This is a genomic window from Microbulbifer maximicatervae (SeqCode), from assembly GCF_052468155.1.
In genome coordinates, this window is sequence record NZ_CP174335.1 from 3,087,159 (window position 1) to 3,107,344 (window position 20,186).

Below are 20,186 nucleotides of genomic sequence, written 5' to 3' on the forward strand. Positions count from 1 at the left end.
TCCTCTTGCCACTTTCATGGAAGCTCGGCAGCTTCTAGCTAGCCACGCTCGTTGATCAGTATTTCCGCAAGTTCGTATTGAAACTTACCTAGTTCCTATTGAAAGATACTTCTGAATATCAGCGGCGTTACCAACTTTTCACTTGATGCCTTCGTAGATGCTTATGGAGCGGTCACTCGCTCAAAAGAATGGTGGATAGCTATGCATTCTATGGTGTTCTTATTGCAATGCTAAAGGCTAGTAGGCGTTCAGGTGCCAATGTAAAAAGCCACCGTTAAAATATATTATTATTCGTAGTTTAATTTTAGTTGTGTTGTGGGCACGGCCTCACACGGATGGATTCCTACCATCTAATTTCTCGAAAATATCTCCGGTTAATATGATTTAACTTGATATCAATAGGTTTCGAGCTTAAAAAGAAAGCATATTTAATCGCAATGTTTAGTAATTGCTTTGGGGAATATCAAGTGGTTGGCTATACGCTAATGCCGCTGTAAAAACAGAAACCCCTGTACCATTTTAACTTGTAAGATAGCCATTACTCCATCACTTAGCTAGAATGCCGATCATTTATTCTAAAAGCCTATTATTGTTATTTTTTTGGAGGGGGTATGAATAAGATTTTATTTTATATTTTTTTACTACTAATCTCATCTGGGTCCATAGCTGAAGATGTGTACCAAGATCCTGGAGTCTACGAATCGAGCCTTTCACAGACTGCTGATGCACCTTTCCCCAGTTTTCCTGGGGAAAACTTAGACCTTCGTACAGGTTCAAGCTACTGGGAAATTCCCGGGCCATCATTACCTGGACAAGGTGGTTTGGATATGGGGGTAAATTTCTCATTTAAAAAAAGCACAGAAAGCGGTTTCTATAATCTGGGAAGCTGGGATTTAGAAATTCCGCGCATAGAAATTGCCGCGAGAACTCATGTATATGGCCACACAAGAGGGAGCTACAACAATAGAAATAAAGCTTGTGAAGATCCATATACCAAAGGAAGTGATTATCACGGGGTTCCAGATGGTAAAAGGAGCCCTATCAGTTTAGTGATTCCAGGAATGGCCCCGCAAGTGGTTCTTGAGAGAGATGCATCGGCCGATATCTACCCGTCTGGAGTCAAGTACTTAACTTCATCCAATTATATTGTTTACTGCTCAGATAATGGTGCAACATTTAAGGTGATTTCTCCCGATGCTATTACCTATGAGTTCAATGTACTTAGTGCAACAATGGGATTTTTTAGCTATAGAGATTACCCGGCATTTTTAACTATTTATCCAAGTAAGATTTATGATCCATGGGGCAATAAACTTACGTTTACATACTATGACAGTTCGGCGGCAACAAAATTACCCGCTTACCATACACGGAAGATAATAGACAAAATCCAGTCTAATGATGGCCGGCTTATTGATTTTACTCACTCATCCGAAATAAATCCAAAGTTAGAGAAAATAACTGTTAACGGCCGTGTATGGAATTTTAAATATGAAAGTGCTACGACCACTTCAAAATATCTAGAGGAAATTATCCTGCCGGATAATTCTAAATGGGTTATCACACACGATAAACACCCAAAAGGACGCTGGAGTAACTCAACTTTTGGTGTCCTTCCAGAAAAATACAACTCTACTATAACTTCTAAATATTTATATGCTATTAAAGAGGTTAAGAGTCCAGCGGGTGCAAAAGTAAGTTATACATACACCGCACTGGACAAAAAATTCTGGGGGTTAAATGCCTGTTGCGGCAAGGTGCCAGTGATATTCACGAGAACGGTAAGTGGCAGTGATATCCCAACGCACTCCGCAACTTTTACCTTAAGTAAGCAGGAAAATAACAGTATTTCAAGAACTGAGATTGTGTCGGGTAACCGAAAGGATGTGCTTGATTATCATAGGAATGTTTGGCAGCACGGTCTGTTAAGGAGCCATACGGTCTATGATGACGGGAAAAAGGCTTTAAAGAAAAGTTATACCTGGGGGCGTGCCGGGCGAATAGGGCGAACCTTTCTTGAAGGAGAACATGTCAGTAGCCAAACACTTCGCTGGGTGAAAAGTATAACGAGCGAGTTAGATGGAAAAACTCTCAGTATGATTTTTTCCGGGCAGGATAAGTTGGGTAATTCACAGAAGATATCCGAAACTGGAACTAGGTCTAGAGTTGCACGGTATACCTATCATAATGACTTGGATAAGTGGTTTATTGGCAAGGTGAAGAAGGCCTCTGTAGATGGGGTTTCAGATATTACCTCCTATACCTATGAGAAGAATAAAGTTAAAACTGTAACAGATAATAAGTTGACACAAACTTTCTATTACCACAGTAATGGAAATGTAAAAGAGGCTACTAGAACTGTCAGCGGTGTTTTGGAGCGTGAATATTATAGCGATTATTATCGAGGGGTTCCAAGGCAGTTAAAAGATGCCGATGAAAATACAACCAAAGTTGTAGTGGACTATTTTGGAAACACTAAACGTATTACTGACGCTGAGAGTAATTGGGTTGAGTATGAGTATGATTCTTTAAACCGGATCTCTAAGGAAAAAAGGCCGGGTCGGGCAGATATGGTGATTACTTGGCCCTCAGTAACTCAAAAAAACACCACTCAAGGCAGCTATAGGAGTATAGAGAAATACAATGCCCTAGGTAATTTAAAATATAGTAAAGTTTGGGATACCAATTATGTATCCGAGCCAATTATTAGTACTAAGCAATATACAAATCGGGGTGCGCTCTACTTTACTTCTTGGCCTTCTGAGAGCGAAGGCCAAACAAAGGGCGTTAGACAATATTACGACGTTCTTGATCGTCTTAGTAAGGTAACCAACACAACAACCGGGAAAAGTAAGAATATTTGTTACGGATCTGCATGTATACAATCCGGTGAACCCTCAATTGGCTATGGACTGCGGACGACGAATGAAAAAGGTATAACAACAATTATGGATTTTGATGTTTATGGTAGCCCTAGTGAGACCTACCTAAAAAATCTATATCGAGAAAAGTCAGCGGGATCTAATAGCTTTGTCAAGACTACGCATGTGCGCAATGCAAAAGGTGTTATAAATTCTGTAACACAAGGTGGGGTGACTGAAACCTACCATTATAAGCCGGGTACTCGCTATATAGAGAAGATTACACGGCCTGAAATTATTGTTAATGCCTCTCTGGACGAAAAGGGCCAGATTATTGAAAAATGGTACAATAATAATCGGTCGCAGATTGCAAAATACGATTATACAAAAAGTGGCCGATTGAAAAGTATTGACTACCCAGCGTCCACTTATGATGTATTTTTTGAATACTATAAAAACGGCGCAATGAAACGCGCCCAGCGGCTAGATGATGTAGAAAATCCTACTCATGAGTTGAGTTCTTGGTACTACAGTTATTATCAAGATGGTAATTTAAAAAATGAGGAGCTATCTGTCTCTGGGAATAGCCATAGTTTGGCATATAAATACAATCCCCAGGGAAGTGTGGACACGATAACTTATCCGTCGGGGGAAACAGTGAGTTTTTCTACTGATAGCTTGAGCAGAGATCGCGCGTTGTTTAGCAGTTACTCTGAAAAACCATCCAGGTACTTGGTAAATAGTGTGGATTACCATCCAAACGGTGCTATTGAAACCATTAATTTTAGTAACGGGCTTTCTCAAAGCTATGGCGTGGATTCTCAAATGAGGGTTGATAGGATTACTGTACCGGGTGCAGTAAATCTAAAATATGAATTCGACAGCTTGAATAATATCGAGTCCATTACCGATTATATTGACGGCGGTAGGAAAGACCACTTTACTTATGATGGTTTGAATAGGCTTTCTAAGGCCAGTGGTCCTTGGGGAGATTACACCTATAGGTATACTGATTCTGGAAATATAGATAGAAGAGAGAAAGCCGGAAGCGCTTCTTTGGTATATGCGTATGATTCCAATAATTTGCTGAGCGCAGTATCCGGTGCTTATAAATATGCTTATGAGCATGATAGCCGTGGCAATATCACCTATAACTCGAGAAATCACTTTATTTATGATTTTGCGGATAATGTTTTGGGTATGGGAGAGACGGAAAAAGCTGACGACTGGGTTTATGAGTATGATGCTCATAATAAGCGAGTAATTAACTATGCGGGAAGAGGCGAGTATGTCTCCATGTATAACCTCGCTGGAAAGTTGATGGCAGAGATAGACACAAATGGAAATGTCAGTGAGTATTACTATCTTAATGGAGAGCTAATAACCAGAAGGGATGATTGTGTTTCATTTTCTGATGCCCAAGGTAATTGTAGGGTGAAGGTGGAGTGGATTATGCCCATAATTACATCACTGCTGAATTAGGAGGAATGATGAAAAGTATAATGACCTCAGTTATTCTGTTATGTGTTTTATTTTTCTCCACATTTGCTGCGGCAGAAGAAAAATTAACTTTTTACCATAATGATATGTTGGGTTCCCCCGTGGCGGCTTCTGATAAAGAAGGCAAGCTTCTATGGAGGGAATCCTACGAGCCCTATGGTAAAAAAGCGGGTGATGAGCAAAGCCTGAATCACCGCGGTTATACGGGGCATGCGGAGGATGCCAATACGGGACTTGTCTATATGCAGGCCCGTTATTACGATCCACTAATTGGCCGCTTTTACTCTATGGACCCGGTGGGGTATCTGGGGCATTTAGAGCGAGGAAACCCTATTCAGGGAATGAACCGCTACGCCTATGCGAATAATAACCCCTATAAATATAATGACCCGGATGGGGAGTTCTTAAACTTTGCTATTAAGTTTGCTGCTGATGTGGCCCTGACCGCAGCGCTGAATTATGCAGAGACTGGCTCTCTTAATCTGACTGGGGCAATGGGTGAAGCAGCAGTTGGTATGCTAAACCCAGCCAAAACTTTGCAGAAATTCAATCGAGTAGCAAAGCTTTACAAAAAGGGTGGAGGCTGTAGCTTTACTCCAGAGACACTTGTTCTTACTCAGAATGGCTATAAAGCCATCATTGAAGTTCAGGTGGGCGATATTGTTTTGTCCAAAAATGATATTACCGGTGAGCTAAGCTGGCGGGAAGTTACTGATACCTTTAAGGATTGGCACCAGGAAACTATTACATTTACAGTTATTGATGAGAATGGTATTCAGGAAACGATTACTACTACCGCGGAACACCCCTTCTATATCGCTGGGCAGGGGTGGTTGCCGGCAGGTGAAATCGGGGTTGATACCGTCTTTGCAGGATCCTCTCCTGAAAGTGCGATTAAAGTTGTTGGCATAACTGTTAATGATTCACCACAGTATGCCTATAACTTTACTGTAGATACGGACCATACTTATTTTGTTGGTAAGACGGATATTTGGGTTCATAATATATGTGATGTTTCCTTCTCTGGAGTTGTGTCTTATGGTAAGAATGCTCTGTCAAAATTTAGAAGCCATTCTCATCATATTAGAGAGACAGCGAGAAAGCTCGGTATTGAAATCCCTAAAAGCCCAAAAAAGCTTGAGACCCAAGTTGCCATGAAAACTTTTATTGAAAAGGTGGTTTCAGAAGGTGTAACTAAAACGGGACGGTATAAAGAAGTTAAAGATGCACAGTACAGTCGGCTAGGGGATGCGGTTGTTATTCGGTACAGCAATGGTGAGTTTCTTACTTTCCTTGATGCATCAAAGAAAGGTGCAGCACTTAATATGCCAAAGGGGCTGTGAGAAAAGTGGATATATACAGACAAGATGATGAAACTGAAATATCGGAAATCTACGGAATGCAGTGTAATGAAATATTAGCAATTCCTAGTGATCGGGACGGGAATGTCCACGCTCTATATTTGAATGTAGGTTTGTTATGGCTGCGTTTGTTTATTGATGCCGGCCTGCTTTTTGTTGACAAATGTAATGGCCCTGATCCAGAGGATGATTTAGATGATAGTGAAAATTATATTAGTTATGCTGATTATTTGAGAGAGAGAAATCGCTATGTACGCGCTGCTTTCATGAAGGATGGTGTATTCACCCTTCTTCTACAAAAGGGGGGAGGAATTGTTGTCACAGAAACTAACAATGGTAATCATGTAAGCTGTCTTTAGTTATCGTATATATGGAGCTTATTAAAGGCTAAATTAAAGGCAACCGTGGATCATGGGGGGACACTAGTGGAGGTGCTAGTGCTCTCCTTGGTGATCATTTCTTTCTGGCTTTGTATAAGTCCTTGATTAAATGATTATGAATCATACTTGGAACCTGGAGACGGTGATTTCTAGCTAAGCTGGAGGAAGTGATAGGTGAGAGAATGTTTTAGAATTTTCAGGGTGTCGTAGAAATAATTCGCTAACAATCGACGGTGTTATGGGTTTATTGATATGCCCGTTGAGTGTAAGCGATCAAGCAACCCCACCTAAAATACCAACCAACTTTTCTCTACTCTCCTGGTTTTTAATGATCAGGAATTCTCAATGAACACCCAGAGCAAATCCGAATTTTGGCAGAAGAAACAAACTAGGACATCCATAGATTAGGAAGAGACGCTAGCAGTATTGGCGCTAGCTCCAGCGGCTATTTCTTTCTGCTTTATAGTTAAAGTGAGGGGAAATGTTAAAGGTTTATGCTTGGGCTTAGAAAAACTGTGGCTTTGAGAAAAAGTATTGAGGGAGTGGGAGGGAGTTAGCAAGGTGTAGCAGAAAGGTAGCGCCGACAAGCGCTTCGTAAGGCCTCAGCAGACCCTACCAAACCTTTAAAGCGACTTTCAAAATTTTGGTTGAGATAGAGCCAGTGTTCAGGTTAAATACCCAGCCGTTTAAGTATGGGAGGAGTATTTTCAGCAATGGCTCCGCGCTTTCTTGGGTCTAGATGCCGCCCGCTTCAGTCTACCAGCTCCAGATAGTGATCCAGCTGAAAAGATAGCCCGTTCGGCATATTCAAACGCTCACCGCCGATAAATGGAAGGAGATTTTTGGGCTGCTTGCCTGAGACTGCCGCACTAATACGTTATTGAATCAAAGCGGCCTGTACACCTGTCTTCAGCATTAACCTGGCGAGCGACAGACTCATTTAAGCAGCGCATAAACCAGCTGATATCCGATAAGCGTTCCCGCCATATCGAAGTGATTTCTTTTAGTGTGTTCAGCTCACAGCAGTCGAGGGTATCGCCTTTAAGATAGCGCTGAGCCAAACTAGGGAGCCTCTAAACAACTCCGTGAATCGCTCTGCAAGCCCCGAAGGGCGGGCCTTGAAGGCCGCATCTGCTGCGTTGCAGCTCTTGCCAAGGGCTACGGCCATTCGCGGCGAGCTGCGCCTAACATCTGCAGCCTTCAAGGCCCGCAGAGGTATTACGGAGTTATTCAGAGACTCCCTAGACGCTTTAAATAGTTTTTGCCAGCGAGTAATCACCTCTAAAAGAGACCACTTATCAGCAGATTTTTTGTCAATGTAGAGAACCACATGGTAGTGATTGCTCATTACGGCATGGGCAGCAATATTAAGGACAAAAACCTCAGCCAAATTAAGTATACGGTTTTCAATCCACTCGCGCCGATGCTCGTAATCATTCCCGGATACGGCATCCCGACCGCAAAGGAATGCTCGCCGTGCACAGCGGGATACGCAGTGGTAATAAGGCGTTGCGTCAAGAGATATCTGGGTGCTTCGCGGTAGAGTCATCGGTTATACACCTGTTTACTGGATTAACATACAGTATTTGTGGGGTTTCACTCTTTTGTCAATAGGACTGGCGGTGTATACTTCCTTTGGTGGGTGTCCAGAATCTGTCTGCTTATCAAACAAAATGTTGAATTTTATTTGGATATAATGAGATAATTCTATTTTTAATATTAAATGGAGTTTAATTAAAGTGAATCTGGTTAGGATTGTTGGTGGTATATTCTTGATGGCTTTTGCCTCTTGTACTCTAGCTGAGTCAACAAACGTTAAAGGTAAAATCATATTTACTGAAGGGCACCGAGTACCGAATTGCCGCACTGTGCAGCTAGAGAGTAATGCAACGAAGGAGCGATTAACGTTTAGAATAAAAGATGACGAAGGATCTTCTGATATTCTCTCTATCACCTTGGCTGCCCTAATGGGGGATAGAGAGGTGCTGGTGACATATGATCCTGAGGTTACAACAGGCTGCGGAAAAGATCCTCAGATTCTTTATATCAGAATTCACTAAGTTGTGATAGCAATGATTAATTAACATTAGTCATTGATTGGAGGGAGGCGCTAGAGATAACAGGTAGCGCTCTCCCTGGCTGTACTTTTCTTTTAGTTTGGCACAAAGTTTAAGTGAAAGGAGTCATAGTTATACTACAAGAAAAAATATAGTAAACGTGGATAAAACAGTAAGAAATGATAGCAGTTAGGAATCAGGCCATAACCTATTTGCATGTTACGGAAAGAAAGCACCAGTAATTATCGATGCTGTATACTCCTTGTTTATGGCATTTAGTCTAGATTTATTCTACATTTTCTTGTCTTCTGCCTACTTCAATAAGCGAGCTTTGAGATATCGGCTATGGTATTGCAGATATTGTCACTAACAAGAAGTCGTTATATGGGCGCTAAATATTACCCGTCCAGCCAAATAGAGGGCAAGTTGAAAGAGAGTTCTATTATTATATTCAGATGTTGGTTTTTTACAGATCGCAAAAACACAGATCTGTAGCCTTAAATAAACCTATTTAGCTGCGTTAGAATACAGATCACTTAAAGATTTACCGTAAGCATCAATTGTAGGCTCTGGCCATAGCTAGCTATCCCTTATACCTCTCTTAGTCTTTCTAAGGTGACGGGATATTGTGGAATTGCTTAAACATCGTTAAATTGATCTTAAGCCTACGGAGGGTTATATAAAAAACTATTTGACTCTATTGTTTTTGCTTCTTTCGATAAATACTTAAGCTGGTGAAGGATACCTTACCAGAGGTTCTACTGTAACAAAAGTATAATCGACTTCGCAGAATGAAGATGTTTTTTTGATATGGTGTTCATCAAATACAGATAACTGCTCTGGGAAGATAAGATTTCAGCATAGTTAATGCAGGGGCTGAGGGAGTATTTCAGAGGAGTTTTACCCTGGCAACAACTGCTCTAATTTCTGGTAATAAAGTGGATGTTTGAAGTTGCAAGGATGATACTGACTGTTTCTCAGATGTTTCAATTTATGCTTGTTGAATAATAATGCTGTGGAAATTGCTTGATGGAATATTGCCGCAAAAAATTACAGCAGTTGTTGTATGCGTATTTGAAAATTGGATGCTTGTTTTTTAGGTTCTTTTGAATTTTAGTATAAGCCTTTCTGGAGCAAAGGCAAGTATCAGAATTTCAGATGCCTGCTAAAATGAATCTTCCTTTCTAATTTCGTGATCTAGTAAAGTGAAATATTTAGGGTTCGAGCCTGTTGATTTCAATATAGGCTGAAGTTGGAGTTAGGCAGATTCTACTAAGTATTGGTGTCTCCACTATCCCGATCTTAATATCCATTGAGAAAAATTCAGCAGTACCATACGGTTTGTGCTAAATCTACCAGTCGCTATTGATTTATAATTAAAGATTAGCGGTTTAGCTTTATTTTAATGTGGTGATTTATTGGTGTTTTCAAGGGGTTAATTTTTGGAGGGCTCATTATTCGAGGTGTAATCCTTTTTGATTATCTTATTTTAATTTTTCATTATAATTTGGGCTCGTAGGGGGCGGCAACACGTAGAGCTTGGCCGTTGTGGCGTAAACTTTATTTGTAGGGGGTGTATTGATATAATATGCATTGTGAGGTGCTAAGATATTACTTGTAGCTTGATTAAGAGTTTATGAGAAATATAGTTATAAATATTTACTTTTCTTTGTGGTTGTCTTCATTGATAAAATGAGTAATCTCTAGAGGTGAAACGATGCTCAGGAAAAATAGTTCTAGAATATAGACTAAAGTGTAAATTTTAGGCACTTAAATTGCTCGTGCGAATAAAATGGTAAAAGTAAGTGGTATTTCTACAAGCCAATACTGGGGCCTATTAATCCTTTTTCTGACAGTATTCCTAATCGCTAGTGATTTTACCGCCTTTTCACCGGCTCTCCCCGCTATCGCTAAAACCTTTTCTATACGCCTATCATTTGTGCACTGGGTAGTGAATGCCTACGCCTTGGCTTATGGGGTCATTATAGTAACTGGTGGACGTTTGGCGGATATTTATGGGCGTGGAAATACATTCCTGATTGGGATTGTAATTTTCTGTCTGTCATCACTACTGGGAGGTCTTTCTAGAGAAATAGAGGTGTTGTTGGTCGCCAGAGCACTGATGGGGTTGGGGGGCGCCTTAGCTTGGTCTGCCTTATTGGGCATGGCTTACACCCTATTGCCATCTGATCGGGCAGGGTTTGTTGGCGGATTTGTTTTGGCGGCATTAGGTGTGGCTACCGCCTGTGGGCCAGTTGTTGGTGGGATCTTGTCAGATTTTTTTAACTGGCGTTGGATTTTATTTATAAATATTCCAATTGCTGCTTTGGTGGTGTCTTTGTACGTTTTAAAGTACCCGGCGGAGGAGCATAAAAAAATAGAGGATCACATTGATTATCTGGGTATATTGACTCTTTCCCTGTCGCTGTTTTTATTTCTGCTCGCCTTGGATTTTATTGTTGAGCCTAGTGTTTCTAGATTTTTGGTGTTCTGCTTGTTGGTTATATCTGTAATCGCTGCAATGAGTTTTATACTTGTCGAGAAGCGAATGGCGGAGGATGCACTTATTCCAGCGAGTCTGGTAATTAATCGTGTCTTTATGGTATCAGGAATTAGTGTCTTTTTTGTCGCTATCGCGTTCTTTGCAATCCTTGTCTATATCCCTCTGCTTTTTATTAGCGTGCATCATTATTCCGCATTTCAGGCTGGATTGGCTTTGTTGCCAGCTATGGTCTCTTCTGGCGTTTTTGCCTTTGTATCTGGAGCAATTCATGAACGGCTTGGCCCAAAGCTGCTGCTCTGCTCAGGTGCTCTGGCGATGAGTCTGGGGCTTTTTATGCTCTCGGTTCACGGTAATCATATCGTCTATCTGGTCTTTGTACCGGGCATGTTATTGATTGGCATTGGGTTAGGTATATTTAGCCCTGCCGCTGTGACTGCCGCAATAACTTCTGTGGAGGCCAGTAAATCCAGTTTATCTGGTGCTGTTGTCTATATGTTCCGTTTTTTAGGTGGTGCTGTGGGTTTGGGGATCAATTCAGCCATATTGGCGTCAGCGCCGGATATTGCCACCGGTGTGAACCGGGCACTACTGGTAGATGGATTTATTGTCCTTATAGGGTTCTTGATTGCAATTTTCTTCTTTCAGGAGCCCCAGAGAAGGTAATTAACGCGCTGCTTAGATTCCTCTTAGGCAATACGGTTTCTTATCGGTCTTTAGGAGCGTGTTTCCTATTTTCATTCTCTCTAAATGTTGACTGCAAGGGATAGGGCGAGTGGTCGGGGCTATCCTTCAACAAGTATTAGCGATGTTAACTCGTATGGGTTGTTAGCCGTTTAATATTGGCGGCTCAGGAAGGGCTGAGTTCTTAGAGATTGCTAATAGTAAATTTATACGAAATGGATCTCGGATATGAAATTGTCTTGGTTGCGGTTCTTGGCTGATAATTCTTTTGTTGTATCTCTTGTTGTAATCTTGATGGTGTCAGGCCCCATTGCTCTGGCAGAGAATTTACGGGGAAGTACTACGGGGCCAACTTCTGCACCAGGATACAGCCATCCGGATCAATTTTTGCATTTAAAGCCTGTAAAGCTGGCTGACAATATGTATCCGGTAATCCAGCATCCGCAAGAGGAAAAGCAAGCTAGACAGAAGCTGGCTCTTTTGGAGGAGAAGTTTGGAAAAAAGCCTAACATATTGATTTTCTTACTTGATGATGTGGGCTGGATGGATGTTGGTTTTAACGGAGGAGGAATTGCTGTCGGCAATGCTACACCCACCATGGATAAGTTGGCGAATGAGGGGCTTATCTTAACCTCTGCCTATTCAACACCTTCATGCTCGCCAACACGGGCTACGATTCATACCGGCCAAAATCCGCTACACCATGGAATCCTACGCCCCCCTATGTACGGTGAGGCTGGTGGCTTGGACGGAGCGGTAACTATGCCGGCGGTACTCAAAAAGTTAGGCTACGTGACCCAGGGGGTCGGTAAATGGCATATGGGAGAGAATAAGGGCTCACTACCGCAGAATATTGGTTATGACGATTACCGAGGGTTTCTCGGTGTATCAGATATGTATACGGAATGGCGGGACGTTTATTTCAATCCAGAAGTGGCGCTGTCTCCAGAGCGCTTTGCCATGATGCAGAAGGAGCCATTTAGTCATAGTGAGGTTCATTGCACGCCGCAGGACACGGAACGGTGTGAAGATCTCCATCTGATTGACCTGGACACTATCAAGGTGCTCGATGACCAGTGGATGGATTACAGTGTAAATTTCATTAGGCAAATGAAAAGCTCTGAAAAGCCATTCTTTTTGTATCACGCCCCCCGAGGTTGCCACTTTGATAATTATCCATCTGATAAGTGGGCAGGGAAATCGCGAGCTCGTACAGTATATAGCGACTGTATGGTACATATGGATTATGTACTTGCACAGCTATTTAGTGCTTTGCAGGAAACAAACCAGCTGGATAACACTCTGATTTTCTTCACCTCGGATAATGGCCCCGAGTGCGAGGTTCCTCCTTATGGCCGAACCCCTTTCCGGGGTTGTAAAGGTACGAGCTGGGAGGGTGGAGTAAGAGTGCCGACATTTGCCTATTGGAAGGGGATGATAGAGCTGCGCCGAACTTAAGGGTTGTTTGATCTGGCTGATCTCTTTAACACAGCAATTTCAATAGCGGGCAAGCCCGGTAGGGAGGTGGCAAGTTTTGTTAGTGAAGATCGATATATCGATGGTATCGATCAAACGGGAATGCTGTTGGCGGATAATGGCCAGTCTGCACGCCGTAGTCGGCCCTATACGATGAATCAGTATTTTTCTGCCATGCGTATTGATGAGTTCAAATATGTATGGACGGCAGAAATCGAAAATGGTGTCGTACAGAGGGGAAACTGGGGCGGGTTCAGTGGTCCCATTTTTGTTGAGAGTGGTGGGGCAATATTATTTAACCTTTATTCCAATCCTCAGGAAGATGTCAGTATCGGTGTACGTCATTTGCCAATGCTTGTACCGGTGATGACAACAGCAGGGGACTACATGAAAGAACTCATTAAGTATCCCCCACAATTCAAGATCGGTTTTATATCCAACAATCCGCCAATCTATGACCTTTTACCTCAAGCCAAAGAGAAGTTAGAGCAGTTTGAGAAAGAGGGTACTGGTAAGTATCCCTGGCCTTAGAGTTGAACCCTGAAATGTAGCTTTAACTCTACGAGTGGATTTATGCTTGAGCCGTTTAAGTATGTAATATTTTGACGGCTATTAAACAGGGTGGCGGGAGCCATTCTCTTGAGATACAGGCCTCGATAGATCAAACAAAATGGCCGGCCCCGCTCGTGATTCTGGAGGCCGGCCTGTGGATTATTGTAAGATTGTGCCGGTGTTGCTAGTGCCCACTTGCGTAGCGGTTGCAGAGTTCCCAGATGTTGCCTGGGTGGTATCATGGGTGTTTGTTGTGCCCATTTGCATAATGTTGGCGGTATTCATCGTCATTGATTGGTTAATCGTAACCGTATTAGAATCTCCAATCTGTTCCACATCGGCAACCAGTAAATCTCCAAGCTGGAATAGCGTAGAGGAATTACTTAAGCCATCCTGTTCGATCTCAGCATCGTTACTGTCACCAAATTGAATGGCAAAAACCATATTGGTTGTACCCAGTTGTTCGGCAAAAAGGTTATTACCGAGGCCGTCCTGCTGTCCAAGATCAGCATCGTTTGAATCGCCATCCTGTATTAGCTCGGCAGTACCACCGGTAGATGTAAATTGTGTTATGAGAGAGGTATTACCTGTCCCTAACTGGATTGTACTCTGAATATTCCCCGATCCGTTGGCGACCTGAAAAAAGGTAGCCATATTTGATGTGCCATCCTGAAATATGGTGGCGGTGCTAGAAGTTTCACTTGACTGGGTACCGCCTACGTCATTAGTCGTTCCCAGTTGGATGACAACAAGTCCATTCCCCGAAGAGTTTGATTGAATAATAGATCCAGTGTTTGAATCACCATTCTGGGTGATTGTGGCTGTATCGAGGGAGGAATTGAGTTGTGTTGTGGTGAATTGGTTGGAAGTGCCAATTTGTGTGGTTGTCGAAGTTACCGATGTGGTATTGGTTTGAGTGGCATCGAATAAATTAGTTTGACCGTTTTGCAGTACAGTAATTGTCGATGTGATCGCATTATCTTGCTCAATCGTCGAAACGGTATTGTTGTCGCCAATTTGGGTACTGTTGATAACACTATTTGTAGAGTTGGTTATCTGTGATGTGGTTGATGAATTGTTGTCGCCGGTTTGAGTGAATATCGCGAAGTTGCCCGACGTGGTGGGGTCAGCTTGGTTGGCTGTTGCTGTATTCCCGGTGCCATTTTGATTGACAATCGTGGTATTGGCGACAGCATGCGCGCTGATTGCTAAAGCAAGTGCCGAAGCAATATAGGTGTAAGTTTTCATATCTACTTCCTTACAAATCAACATATTAATCTTTATCAAGCGGATTACCGCCTGCTTGTCGATTTGGGACGCTGCGGAATATCTGGTTAGGCAAAGACGGCTCTCAAATCCCTGGGTAATTACTTGAATTGTTCCCATCCAAAGTTACTGCTGACACCCAAGATACTACCGTTAAAATGATATTGGGTGATGGTGTAGGATGACCTAACGATTTTCGGTCAGGTGAGCAGTATTTTCCTTGGGATTTAACTATCAATCTACTGAGAAGAAATCCCTAAAGAGATAGTTGCAGGCCTATATTGCAGCTTGTCTTGTGTAAAAAAGAAGTGACTAATTACGTTAGTCATTTCTTTTATGCATTTAAAATAGGGGCGGGGAAAACTCGGGAGCTTTAATTATCGAAAGATTTACTATAGCAATTTAAATCTTTCGATATCATCCGGTATGGCCGGCTCCAGCTTGAGGCTCACTGGGGCCGGCCGATGAATTACTGCAAGATGGTACCTGTATTACTGGTACCTAGCTGGGTAGCAGTTGCTGAGTTTCCACTTGTTGCCTGGGTAGTGTCATGGGTGTTTGTCGTGCCCATTTGTATGGTGCTAGCGGTATTCATCGTAGAGGTTTGGGTAATCGTAGCTCCATTAGAATCTCCAACCTGCTCCATAAAGGCTACAAGTAGGTCTCCATCTTGAGAGAGGTCTGCGGTGTTACTGAGGCCATCTTGTTCAAGTCCTGCCTCATTAGTTGATCCAGTCTGGTCCGTCATTACCATGTTAGTTGTGCCAAGCTGTATGACCTCAATGGAGGTGTCGGAGCCATACTCCTGGACAACATGGGCATCATTAGAGTCACCATCCTGTAGCAGATTAAAAGTGTTGTTAAATGCAGAGGATTGTTTAGCGAATGATGTATTACTAAGGCCTAGCTGTATGGTACTTTGATAATTCCCCGAACCATTTTCAAAAATAGAGTCTGCAATATTCGAGGTTCCATCTTGGAAAATTATGCCAATACTAGACGTCTCGTTAGCTAGAATGCCTCCGACTACGTTTGAGATTCCCTGCTGATTTAAAATTTGGGAAGTATTAGATGTTTGGTCTTGTCCGAGCACGCCTATATTTGAATCTCCTGTCTGGGTAACAACCATATTATCTAAGTTGGATTCAAATTGTGTAATTACCATTTCATTAGATGTACCATTTTGTGTGCTTATTGATGTGCTTGTCATCGTATTGCTTTGCATGGCAAAAAAGAGATTGGTTTGGCCATTTTGCAGTACATTAATGGCTGAAGTGGTGGTGTCAAATTGACTAATTGATGAAACGGTGTTGTTATCACCTATTTGTGTGCTATTGATAATACTGTTTGTAGAGTTGATTGTCTGAGCGGTGGTGGATGAGTTGTTGTCGCCAGTTTGAGTAAATATTGCAAAGTTGCCAGATGTTGATGGATCATTCTGGTTAGATGTTGCTGTATTTCCATTACCGTTTTGAATGACAATGGTAGTATTGGCGGCTGCATGCCCACTGATGGCTATAGCAACTGCCGCAGCAATGGAGGCGTAAGTTTTCATATCTATTTCCTTACAAATCAACATATTAAATTCTATCAAGCGGATTACTGCCTGTTTGTCGATTTGGGACTCTGCTGAATAGCTGGTTAGGCAAAGACGGCCCTCAAATCCCTGGGTAATTACTTGAATTATTTTCACCCAAAGCTACCACTGACATCCAAAGCACTATCGTTAAAATGATATTGGATGACGTTATAGGATGACCCTCCGATTTTTGATTATGGGCAGAGTGTTTTCCTTGGGAAATAACTATCAATCTACTGAGAAGAAATCCCTAAAGAGATAGTTGCAGGCCTATATTGCAGCTTGTCTTGTGTAAAAAAGAAGTGACTAATTACGTTAGTCATTTCTTTTATGCATTTAAAATAGGGGCGGGGAAAAACCTGGGGGCTTTAATTGTTGAAAGATTTACTATAGCAAAGTAAATATCACTATATCATCAGGTTTGGCCGGCTCCAGCTTGAGTCTCACAGGAGCCGGCCGATAAATTACTGCAAGATGGTACCTGTATTACTGGTACCTAGCTGGGTAGCAGTTGCTGAGTTTCCACTTGTTGCCTGGGTGGTGTCATGGGTGTTGGCGAAACCCATCTGCATAGTACTGGCATTATTGTTGGTTGATGTTTGGGTAATTGTTGCAGTATTCGAAGTCTGGATTTGTTCTATATAGGCTACGAGCAAGTCGCCATCCTGTGATAGATCTGCTGAGTTACTTAATCCATCCTGGAGAATTTCACCATCGTTACCCGCACCAGTTTGAAAGGTCATGACCGTATTGGTGGTGCCTAGTTGTTCAGCGTAGAGACTATTGCCCGCGCCTAAATCTTGTTCAATATCTGCATCGTTTGAATCACCTTCCTGTATTAATTCAGCAGAATCTCCGACACTGGTAAATTGAAGAACTAATGAGGTGTTACTCGTTCCCACCTGGGTTGTACTTTGAGTATTCCCTGTTCCGAGAGATTGTGTACTTCCCGACATATTTGATGTGCCATCTTGAAGTACCGTGATGGTGCCGGAAGTCTCAGTTGATTGAGCTGCTCCTGCGGTATTAGTTGTTCCAAGCTGGGTAATAAAAAGCCCATTCCCAGAGGAGGATGACTGAACCATGGAACCCATGTTGGAGTCACCATTCTGGGTGATTACGGTGTTATCCAAAGATGAATTAGTTTGTACGGTGGTATATTGATTGGAGGTGCCAGTTTGTGTCGTTGTTGAAGTGCTTGAAGTAGTGCTAATTTGAAGCGCATTAAACAAATTGGTTTGGCCATTTTGCAGTACGGTAACAGTTGATGTAGTAGCATCGCTTTGATCAATCGATGAAACAGTGTTGTTGTCTCCAAGTTGAGTGCTGTTAATAACACTATTCGTAGTGTTGACTACCTGAGATGTGGTCGATGAGTTGTTGTCACCGATTTGTGTGAATATCGCAAAGTTTCCTGACGTGGATGGGTCAACCTGGTTGGACAGGGCTGAATTCCCGACGCCATTTTGATTGACAATGGTAGTATTGGCGGCAGCGTGCCCACTGATGGCTATAGCGACTGCCGCAGCAATGGAGGCGTAAGTTTTCATATCTATTTCCTTACAAATCAACATATTAAGTTCTATCAAGCGGATTACTGCCTGTTTGTCGATTTGGGACTCTGCTGAATAGCTGGTTAGGCAAAGACGGCTCTCAAATCCCTGGGTAATTACTTGAATTATTTTCACCCAAAGCTACCACTGACATCCAAAGCACTATCGTTAAAATGATATTGGATGACGTTATAGGATGACCCTCCGATTTTTGATTATGGGCAGGGTGTTTTCCTTGGGAATTAACTATCAATATTCTGAGAAGAAATTCCTAAAGGTGATCAGAGGTCCTTAATTCTTCGTCTGAGGGAGGGGGAAGTGACAGGTTCTTTTATGCGCTCTTTACATCTTTGCCAGATTTTTCAACAAAATAATGGCATAAAAAGGCAATGGGAATTGAGTATAAAGCGATAATAAATGCGAGACCGAAGAAACCTGATTCTGTTGTTGCTATTCCTGCGCAGCAAAGGAGAATGCTTGGAAGAGCACCACCCAACATCATAGAAACTCGGTTGTATCTCTGCATCTTTAACAGGAAGTACTCAATAAGCTTCCCGTAGGTTAGGGTGGCGATTAAGGATATCAAAGTAGTCATCAGATAGAATGTCAGCATGGGGACTGTGCCACTAAGAATCTGAATTCCGGAAGCACCTGGCAAGGAAAAAACTGCAATAATAGTTGGCAATACGACACAGGTTAGCGCAGTAGCTTTCAGGGCAATGAGGAAGGATATAGTTTTGGGCGCAGGAGTGGTTTTACTTTCCAGGTTGGCCTTAGGCGCTTTGTAATAATTTGTAGGCATGTACTTCTTGATGAAACTCGCTTAAATCTGTTTTTTCAAGTGGAATTTAGCTTAATTAATGGTAATCATTAGTTGTTGCCATGTAAATGCGATAGTGGCTCGAATTATATAGATTTTTGATCTCGAATTGAGGTTTTTGCTGGGGTGGATGTTGGAACAAATACACCATACTGGATATAAAGTACCTGTAGATTTAATCGATGGCATCCAATGAAAGCTCTTTAACTCCCACTCACTACTGGGGGCTCTTTGCCCTGCTACTGGCGGCATTTCTTCTTGCCAATGATTATACGGCGTTTTCGCCGGCACTCCCGGCAATTCAAAAGACATTCAATGTCGATATCACCACCATTCACTGGGTTGTTAACGCCTATACCCTGGTGTATGGTGTTTTGATTGTGTCTACGGGCAGGATGGCTGATATCTATGGTCGTCGGCGAATGTTTATTACCGGCATCTATATCTTTACTGCATCTTCCCTTGTTGGTGGGTTTGCGGGAAATATAGGAACGCTATTATTCGCCCGTGCTGGGATGGGGTTGGGAGGCGCCTTGGCCTGGGCTGCGATCCTGGGTATGGTCTTCTCCCTCTTACCCAGGGATAAGGCCGGGCTGGCCGGAGGATTGATTCTCACTACAACGGGGTTGGCCAATGCCAGTGGCCCAGTGATTGGTGGCCTGTTGGCTGACTTTGCCAGCTGGCGCTGGATATTATTTATCAATATTCCCATTGCTTTGCTGGTTATTCTTCTATGTTGGAGCAAATATCCTCCAGCTAATACGCAGAGAAGCACTAAGAAAATTGACTATTGGGGTGTTATTACCCTCTGTGGGTCTTTATTTAGTTTCCTCCTTGCTATGGATCTGGTGGTTCAGTATGGCTTGTCCCACTTCTATGTGTGGGGCCTATTGGTACTTTCCATATTTCTCATGATAGTTTTTGCTGGTGTTGAAACTGTTGATCCGAATAACGCACTAATTCCCGGTGAGTTGATAAAGAATAGAGGCTTTATCGCCGCTGGACTCAGTATGTTCTTTGTTGCTATCGCATTCTTTGCAACCCTGGTTTATATCCCGCAGCTATTTATCAAGGTGAAGGGCTTTTCTGCCTTTGGGGCTGGGTTGGCTTTGTTACCATTAATGGTCAGCTCTGGTGTTGTCGCCTATATTTCTGGCACTTTATACGAGCGGTTGGGCGCCAAGATTTTGATTTGTTCTGGCGCTTTGGGTATGTGTATAGGGCTATTCCTACTGTCGGCTATAAAGCCCCAAGTATCTTATATTTTTTTCATTCCTGGGCTTTTGATAGTAGGCAGCAGTATTGGCATATATACCCCTACGATTGTTACCGCGGCAATTAGCGTAGTTGAGCCGAGTGATTCCAGTTTGGCAGGGTCGATTATCTATATGTTTAAATTTGTGGGTGGTGCACTTGGGCTGGGGGTTAATGCGACTTTACTGGCGATGGCTCCAAATATCTCTGTTGGGATTGAGCGGGCCTTTGTGGTTGATGCTTATCTGGCACTACTTGGGTTCTTGATTTCCATGATTTTCTTTTCTGGTCATTCTACAAAAACGATCCATTAATGGCAGCTATTTTTACTGAGAATAAGCCG

At 42.5% G+C, this 20,186-nt stretch carries 13 protein-coding genes; 8 read left to right on the forward strand and 5 right to left on the reverse strand.

Annotated features, from left to right (window positions below):
- The first annotated feature begins 611 nt into the window (after window positions 1-611).
- From ACJJIY_RS13325 to ACJJIY_RS13335, 3 genes are read left to right on the forward strand one after another with little or no spacing between them, the layout of a single operon-like run.
- Window positions 612-4,343 (forward strand): RHS repeat domain-containing protein, encoded by a 3,732-nt coding sequence (locus tag ACJJIY_RS13325; protein WP_445358066.1) that lies wholly within the window; start codon window positions 612-614, stop codon window positions 4,341-4,343.
- Complete coding sequence (locus ACJJIY_RS13330; protein ID WP_445358067.1) at window positions 4,307-5,704, forward strand: polymorphic toxin-type HINT domain-containing protein; 1,398 nt, start codon at window positions 4,307-4,309, stop codon at window positions 5,702-5,704. The genes ACJJIY_RS13325 and ACJJIY_RS13330 overlap by 37 nt, the downstream gene beginning before the upstream one ends.
- Before the next feature lie 5 nt (window positions 5,705-5,709).
- Window positions 5,710-6,081, forward strand: coding sequence for a hypothetical protein (locus ACJJIY_RS13335; protein WP_445358068.1), 372 nt, complete (start codon window positions 5,710-5,712; stop codon window positions 6,079-6,081).
- A 1,033-nt stretch (window positions 6,082-7,114) separates the two neighbouring features.
- On the opposite strand, the gene ACJJIY_RS13340 is transcribed toward ACJJIY_RS13335, so the two are convergent.
- The gene (locus tag ACJJIY_RS13340; RefSeq protein ID WP_445358069.1) at window positions 7,115-7,651 is read right to left on the reverse strand and encodes a hypothetical protein; all 537 of its coding nucleotides are present in this window, start codon (window positions 7,649-7,651) and stop codon (window positions 7,115-7,117) included.
- A 190-nt stretch (window positions 7,652-7,841) separates the two neighbouring features.
- Between ACJJIY_RS13340 and ACJJIY_RS13345 the strand changes: the two genes are divergently transcribed.
- From ACJJIY_RS13345 to ACJJIY_RS13360, 4 genes are all read left to right on the forward strand, one after another.
- Window positions 7,842-8,162: a hypothetical protein gene (locus ACJJIY_RS13345; RefSeq protein WP_445358070.1), complete on the forward strand. Its 321-nt coding sequence runs from the start codon at window positions 7,842-7,844 to the stop codon at window positions 8,160-8,162.
- A 1,789-nt stretch (window positions 8,163-9,951) separates the two neighbouring features.
- Window positions 9,952-11,325, forward strand: a complete 1,374-nt coding sequence (locus ACJJIY_RS13350) for an MFS transporter (protein WP_445358071.1) — start codon at window positions 9,952-9,954, stop codon at window positions 11,323-11,325.
- 246 nt (window positions 11,326-11,571) lie between these two features.
- Window positions 11,572-12,801 carry a sulfatase-like hydrolase/transferase gene (locus tag ACJJIY_RS13355; RefSeq protein WP_445358072.1) on the forward strand — a complete coding sequence of 410 codons (1,230 nt, stop codon included), beginning with the start codon at window positions 11,572-11,574 and terminating at the stop codon, window positions 12,799-12,801.
- Window positions 12,802-12,867: 66 nt separating this feature from the next.
- The gene (locus ACJJIY_RS13360) at window positions 12,868-13,350 is read left to right on the forward strand and encodes an alkaline phosphatase family protein (RefSeq protein WP_445358073.1); all 483 of its coding nucleotides are present in this window, start codon (window positions 12,868-12,870) and stop codon (window positions 13,348-13,350) included.
- Between the two features lie 180 nt (window positions 13,351-13,530).
- On the opposite strand, the gene ACJJIY_RS13365 is transcribed toward ACJJIY_RS13360, so the two are convergent.
- The 4 genes from ACJJIY_RS13365 to ACJJIY_RS13380 form a co-directional block, all read right to left on the reverse strand.
- Window positions 13,531-14,619: a hypothetical protein gene (locus ACJJIY_RS13365; RefSeq protein ID WP_445358074.1), complete on the reverse strand. Its 1,089-nt coding sequence runs from the start codon at window positions 14,617-14,619 to the stop codon at window positions 13,531-13,533.
- A gap of 487 nt (window positions 14,620-15,106) precedes the next feature.
- Window positions 15,107-16,330, reverse strand: a complete 1,224-nt coding sequence (locus ACJJIY_RS13370; protein ID WP_445358075.1) for a hypothetical protein — start codon at window positions 16,328-16,330, stop codon at window positions 15,107-15,109.
- A 350-nt stretch (window positions 16,331-16,680) separates the two neighbouring features.
- Window positions 16,681-17,904 carry a hypothetical protein gene (locus ACJJIY_RS13375; protein WP_444897801.1) on the reverse strand — a complete coding sequence of 408 codons (1,224 nt, stop codon included), beginning with the start codon at window positions 17,902-17,904 and terminating at the stop codon, window positions 16,681-16,683.
- A 196-nt stretch (window positions 17,905-18,100) separates the two neighbouring features.
- Window positions 18,101-18,571, reverse strand: coding sequence for a hypothetical protein (locus ACJJIY_RS13380; RefSeq protein ID WP_445358076.1), 471 nt, complete (start codon window positions 18,569-18,571; stop codon window positions 18,101-18,103).
- A gap of 200 nt (window positions 18,572-18,771) precedes the next feature.
- On the opposite strand from ACJJIY_RS13380, the gene ACJJIY_RS13385 reads away from it, so the two are divergent.
- The gene (locus tag ACJJIY_RS13385; RefSeq protein ID WP_445358077.1) at window positions 18,772-20,157 is read left to right on the forward strand and encodes an MFS transporter; all 1,386 of its coding nucleotides are present in this window, start codon (window positions 18,772-18,774) and stop codon (window positions 20,155-20,157) included.
- Window positions 20,158-20,186 lie beyond the last annotated feature (29 nt).

Excerpts from the sequence above, each read along its gene's own strand:
- ACJJIY_RS13325 (WP_445358066.1), top strand. The coding sequence starts at position 612 with ATGAATAAGATTTTATTTTATATTTTTTTACTACTAATCTCATCTGGG.
- ACJJIY_RS13380 (WP_445358076.1), bottom strand. The coding sequence starts at position 18,571 with ATGCCTACAAATTATTACAAAGCGCCTAAGGCCAACCTGGAAAGTAAA.
- ACJJIY_RS13385 (WP_445358077.1), top strand. The coding sequence starts at position 18,772 with ATGGCATCCAATGAAAGCTCTTTAACTCCCACTCACTACTGGGGGCTC.
- ACJJIY_RS13350 (WP_445358071.1), top strand. The coding sequence starts at position 9,952 with ATGGTAAAAGTAAGTGGTATTTCTACAAGCCAATACTGGGGCCTATTA.
- ACJJIY_RS13340 (WP_445358069.1), bottom strand. The coding sequence starts at position 7,651 with ATGACTCTACCGCGAAGCACCCAGATATCTCTTGACGCAACGCCTTAT.
- ACJJIY_RS13355 (WP_445358072.1), top strand. The coding sequence starts at position 11,572 with ATGAAATTGTCTTGGTTGCGGTTCTTGGCTGATAATTCTTTTGTTGTA.
- ACJJIY_RS13365 (WP_445358074.1), bottom strand. The coding sequence starts at position 14,619 with ATGAAAACTTACACCTATATTGCTTCGGCACTTGCTTTAGCAATCAGC.